Raw genomic sequence first — 1,965 nt, 5'->3', positions numbered from 1 at the left:
AAAATGCGGGCCAACCAGGGATCCGGCTTCTTGCCCGAGAGCATGTATAGGAAATTGGCAGCATGATCCAGGTTGTCGTCCGGGGGAATGGGATCATTGCCCTGTCGCATCTGGTGGAACATGGCCACCATGGTCGGCAGCTTGGAGAGCAAGCGGGTGACGGTGCCGAATACATAGTCGGGATCCATCTCCCGCAGCGGGTAAAACAGCCCCAAGCCCGCCACACAGGTTTGCAGAGCATCCATCGGGTTGCCCGACTCTGGAAACGACTTGATCATGTCGCGGATGCGGTATTTCACCCGTCGATGACTGCGGATTGCCTGATCAAAGTTGTCCAGCTCCGATTGGGTCGGCAGCTTGCCAAAGATCAGCAGGTAGGCTGTCTCCAGAAAGGTACTGTGGGCGGTCAATTCCTCGATGGGGATGCCCCGATATTCCAGGATCCCCGCCTGGCCATCCACAAAACTAATGTTGGAGCGTGTGGCCGGAACGCCTTCCAAGCCTGGTCTGTATTCGCCATCCGCCATGGTCGGATCCTTAGAGCAAGTATTTCCTAGATAATGATGAATCAAGGGTTGCCAAAGGTGCCTGGAACCCAACCCCTTGCTCCCCTCGGGCAGTACTGACCCCGCTTTGCCCCATTGACATGCTCCCTGCTCTAGAGGGCGAGGATTCCAGTTACTGGTTCCGTGACAGCACTTACCGTAAAGGACTCCGTCTCGCTTTTGCAAGAAGGTTTCCCCTCTACGACAGCGGCGCTTGTCTCCCCAGTGGTTTTCTTTTTCAAGGCGGCTTCCCCCTGCCCTAGGGTGTTGTTGCAGACAACAAAAAACTATTACAAAACTATTTTTATTATTATTTGTTTGGGTTTGACCCAGTCGTTAAACCGTTGGGCTTCTGCAGCGGTTGACTACCCTGCCGCTGCCGGCAGCATAGCACAAAGCCGCTCCCTACTGCTCCGCAAGCTGTCGCGACTGCGTCAGCGAGCCGTGAGCCTTGAGGGCCCAGTTTTTGGGTAAAGCAAAGTTTGGATCCCTGCAGCCAAGTGCCGCCCTTGCCATCCTTTACAGAGAGCTAGGCTGGGATCTGCCTTCTATCTTGCAACAGCTCCCGCTGCCCGACGCAAAAATTGTTGCTATGGTGAGAACTGCGCCCGGCTTGAGGGATCTTGGCGCCTGCCGGAGCCGTGAAAGTTCGCTCCCCCGCTTGGAGATCGGCATCGATGTCGGATACTGCTCAAACTCACCTTGGCTCCAGCCCAGTGCAAGGACTGGAGTACGTGGTGCTGGGAGTGGCCACTTGCTTCCAGCAGGATCAGGAAGGTCGCCTGGTAGAGGTTTTGGTGGCCGAGCCGGTGCCTGCTGCCGATTTGGACTGCCTAGCCCAAGAACGCCGCAGCACTTCCTATGTTCTCCTCTACGCCACAACCTACGCCGAGATCGTGAACAACGGGATCCCAACTTTGCCTGCCGAGGTTTTCCCGCCAGGGGTGTTGTTGGGAGAAGACTTCGTGGAACGGGTGCAGGCAGCGGCCCGCACCTATCGCAGCAAGCCCCAGTTTCGCCATATCCCCCTGCACCAAACCTGCACTCCAGAGCGGGGGGTGTTTAAGCTCAATCACAGCGTTGAGCCCCGACGGATCCTCAACGCGGTTGTGGAGGTGAAGGATGCCGACAACATCAAACAGCACCCCCACACCCATCAACGGCTCTGACTCACTGGGCTGTACGGGTCAGACGTGCCCTGGAAAGCAGGTTGAACCGCCACTCTGGGCTAGGCTTCGGGATCCCTCTACCCTTCTGGAGCAGGTACGCAGCGGTCAGGTTTGGCTGGTTAAGGGAATGGGATCCCATGGGCTGTTGCTGGAGAAAGCTCATATTGTCGAGCTGCTGGAGTTTGGTGCAGCCGTTGGCCTGGCCATCGATCGCGATTGCCGAGCGGTTTTGCCGATCGCGTAAGCGGGAC

General features: G+C 57.2%; 3 protein-coding genes. 1 reads left to right on the top strand and 2 read right to left on the bottom strand.

Annotation, left to right across the window (positions count from 1 at the left end):
- Positions 1-527 (bottom strand): citrate/2-methylcitrate synthase (locus NW819_RS07195; RefSeq protein WP_414413338.1); only part of this gene is annotated, 527 nt, incomplete at its 3' end.
- 695 nt (positions 528-1,222) lie between these two features.
- Here NW819_RS07195 and NW819_RS07190 point away from each other — a divergent pair.
- Positions 1,223-1,714 carry a hypothetical protein gene (locus tag NW819_RS07190; RefSeq protein WP_414413337.1) on the top strand — a complete coding sequence of 164 codons (492 nt, stop codon included), beginning with the start codon at positions 1,223-1,225 and terminating at the stop codon, positions 1,712-1,714.
- A gap of 1 nt (position 1,715) precedes the next feature.
- Here the strand turns inward: NW819_RS07190 and NW819_RS07185 are convergent.
- Positions 1,716-1,965: hypothetical protein (locus NW819_RS07185; RefSeq protein WP_414413336.1), on the bottom strand; the 250-nt coding region annotated here is incomplete at its 5' end.

Source organism: Synechococcus sp. R8-2 (genome assembly GCF_047461715.1).
Lineage (GTDB): Bacteria > Cyanobacteriota > Cyanobacteriia > Thermostichales > Thermostichaceae > Thermostichus.
The sequence above is the reverse complement of the archived record's forward strand: the minus strand, read 5'-3'. Positions and strand labels throughout refer to the sequence as shown.

Excerpts from the sequence above, each read along its gene's own strand:
- NW819_RS07190 (WP_414413337.1), top strand. The coding sequence starts at position 1,223 with ATGTCGGATACTGCTCAAACTCACCTTGGCTCCAGCCCAGTGCAAGGA.